This window comes from Streptomyces cahuitamycinicus (genome assembly GCF_002891435.1).
Lineage (GTDB): Bacteria > Actinomycetota > Actinomycetes > Streptomycetales > Streptomycetaceae > Streptomyces > Streptomyces cahuitamycinicus.
Map to the genome: position 1 here is coordinate 1 of NZ_POUC01000644.1, position 3,235 is coordinate 3,235.

Here is a 3,235-nt window from a genome sequence, read left to right on the forward strand (position 1 = left end):
GGGCCGAGCAGGGGGTGGGCGGCCAGGTCGGTGGCGGCGCGGGCCAGCCCGGGGCCCGCCTCGGCTCCTGGTTCGTCGCCCCGGGCGGCGAGTGCGGTGAGCAGCGCACGGATGCGCTGCTGCGGCGGTACGGTGCCGGGCGGGCGTTCGACGGCAGGGCCGGATCCGGCGGCTGCCAGAGCCAGTTCGGCCGACGGGTCGGCGTAGAGGGCGGCCCAGGTCGCGGCCGTCTCGTCGCCGGGGAGCGGTTGTGACGGGCCTTCGCCGATGCCGCGTGTGGTGCCGGAGCGGGGCGGCAGGCTGGCCCCGCCGGCCGCGAGCGTGGCACCGTGTGCCGCTCCCCAGGCGTAGGGCACCACGCGAAGGCCGTCGCGCTGTTCACCCAGTCCGGCCGTCACCCGCGCGACCAGCGCGGTGAGGCCCGGCTCGCGGACCCCGGTCCCATGGACGAACACGACCGCCGTCATGCGCCCCCCGTGACACGACTGTCCTTGTGGTACCAACTTACCAGTACCACAAGGAAGTTGACCGGCCTCACATGGGCATGGGAGCGATGTCGCACTCGATGCGGCGGCGCTGGCGGGCAGCCTGCAGCCAGGGGTGGTCGGTGCGCAGCACTCCCGCGAAGCCCTCCACCGCCTTGCGCTGGAGCACGTCCGCCTCGTCACCGCGCCCGAGGCCCCGCAGATCGAGCGCGAGGTTGGAGAGGCAGGAGAGGGTGAGCGGATGGTCCCCACCCGCCACTTCGCTCAGCAGCGGCAGGTTGGCGGAGTCGATCGCGTGCGCCCGCTCGAAGTCGAGCCGCGCGTAGGCGGTGTTGGCCTGGCCGATGCCGACGGTGAGTGCGATGACGTGCTGCGCTCCGACCGTGTCACCCAGTCGGCGCACCACGTCGTCCTCCAGTTCCTGCGCGGTGTCCAGGGAACCCAGGGCCCGCTCGGTGGCGGCCAGGTTCGCCCTGGTCACCAGGGTGTGCGCGTGGTTCGGTCCGAGGCGCCGTAGCAGCCTGGCCACGGTGGACTCCGCAAGGCGCCGCGAGCCCTCCAGGTCTCCGGACAGGCGCCGGTCGACGCAGACGTTGGTCGCCGTGGTCAGCGAGTCGAGGTGCTCGTCGCCGTAGCGGGACTTGAAGTTGCGCAGGGTCTCCTCGGCGAGCTTGGCGCCCTCGGCGAGGTCTCCGTCTCTGCGGCGGCAGACTCCGAGGTCACGGGCGATGCGCAGCGTCAGGGGGTGCTTGTCACCGAGCGCTGCTGCGGCCCTGCGGTAGACGTCCTCCTGCCATTCGCGCGCCCCGGGGTACCGGCCCGCCTCCCGCATGTCGATGCCGACGCAGTGCAGGGTGTTGAGCGTGAAGAAGCTGGCGTCGCCGAGCAGCATGTCGCGCTGGCGGGCGGTCTCCTCGTCCAGCGGCAGCGCTTCCCTGAACTCCCCGCACAGTCTCAGGTCGACGCCCCAGCTGTGGCTGCTCCGCAGGGTGGCGGGATCATCGGGGCCGAACAGCGAGCGGGCCAGTTCGGTGGCCTCCCGGCCCAGGTTCCGCGCTTCCTGGAAGCGGCCCTGGTACCGGCGGGCGTCGGACATCTCGCACAGGGAGTCGATGAGCTCCTCGGGCTCGACCTGCACCCGGCGGGAGACCTCCAGCGCCTTCTCGGTGAGCGGGATCGACTCGGCGATCTGGCCGACCTGACGCAGCAGGAAGGCGAAGCCCTTGGTCATCCGGATGACGTAGATGTCGTCCTCGCCCGATGCGGCGAGCCAGGCGCTCCATGCCTGCCGGCCGAAGACCGCGGCGTTCTCGTGGTCGCCCCAGTAGTAGAGGAACCACATCGTGTCGTAGACGAGGTCACGCACATAGGGGTCGGTGCTGGTCACCGCCTGGGAGGCGAGTACGTGAGGCAGCAGCGCCTGATAGTCGCGCCACCCCTGGGAGGCTCCGTAGGAGCCGCGGTTGGCGGCGGACAGCAGCTGGTGGGCGGCGTCCCGCATCCGCTCGCGTTCCTCTTCGCTCAGCTTGGCGAGGAGCACGGTCTGGAGCAGGCGGTGCATCTGAAGGGTGCCCGCGCGCGGGTCGACCTTGATCAGGGAGAACTGGCTGAGGTCCCGGATGGCGCGGTTGAGTCTGATCGGCTCGCGGAGCATCGGGTCGATCTGCGGTGTGATGTTGACGCCCCGGCTGCTGCGCAGGATCGACCGCGGGATCGGCTCGGGGGCCATGCTGGCGCAGATGTCGAGGAGCTGGCGGGCACCCGGGTTGTTCTCCCTGATGCGCTCCAGGGAGATGTCCCAGGCGGCGGCGACGGAGACCGGGTAGTCGGGGCTCTGCTCGATCTCCAGGATCTCCGGACTGCGCCGGGCGAGCAGGTCGAGGTACTCGTCGACCTCCATGCCGGTGACGCCGAGCCAGGCGCCCGCCTGCTCCACGGCGAGCGGCAGGTCGCCGAGTGCTTCGGCGAGGCGGTCGGCGTCCTCCCGGGGCAGGTCCGCGGCGCGCTTCTGCAGCAGTTCGATGGACTCCTCGCGCTCGAAGACGTTGACCGGCAGCGAGGTGGCCACCCGTTCCCAGCCCCGGTTCCGGGATGTGACGATGACCTTGCCCGGTCCGTTGTGCGGGAAGTAGCCGCGCACCGCCTCGATGTCCTCGGCGTTGTCGAAGACCAGCAGCCAGTTGTCGTAGGGCGTCCCGGTGCGCAGCGCCTCCAGCACCGCGGGCACGGCCGTGTTGGCCGCTGCGGCGCCCATGCTGTCCTGGCCGACGGGGGCGACGCCCAGCTGGGAGGCGAGGGAGGAGAGCGCGGCCAGGATGAGGCTCTCGCGTTCGGCGGGGATCCAGCAGATGATCCGGTAGTCACGCTGGTGGGTGTAGATGTACTCCAGCGCCAGCTGGGACTTGCCGACGCCGCCGAGGCCGTGCAGGGCGTTGGGCAGGACGGCCGCTGTGTCCTGGGCGGCGAGCTGCTCCTCCACGGCCCTCAGCAGCGCCTGACGGCCGACGAACGAGGTGTTGCGCATGGGCACGTTCACCAGTAGGGCCGGCGTCGCGGTCGTGGTGCGCTGCATGAGCGGCTCTGCCTCCGGGGTCTGTTGTCGGTGCGCCTCGGCCGTCTCCGACGGCGCGGATTCTCCAGTCGGATCGGAAGTTCCCGAATCCGGGTTGATGCCCGCTGGGCTGGATGGAGTCGTTTCGCCCGGGTTTTTCACCTGTGGGGGTGGGTGGGCGGACGCGCTGTTCTCCACC

The 3,235-nt window shown here is 71.2% G+C and carries 1 protein-coding gene and 1 pseudogene; both read right to left on the minus strand.

What is annotated here, in order from left to right:
* Positions 1-467: pseudogene (locus tag C1J00_RS40905) on the minus strand (hypothetical protein); the annotation flags it as partial.
* A gap of 67 nt (positions 468-534) precedes the next feature.
* Positions 535-3,057 carry an FxSxx-COOH system tetratricopeptide repeat protein gene (gene fxsT / locus C1J00_RS40910; protein WP_102913905.1) on the minus strand — a complete coding sequence of 841 codons (2,523 nt, stop codon included), beginning with the start codon at positions 3,055-3,057 and terminating at the stop codon, positions 535-537.
* Positions 3,058-3,235 lie beyond the last annotated feature (178 nt).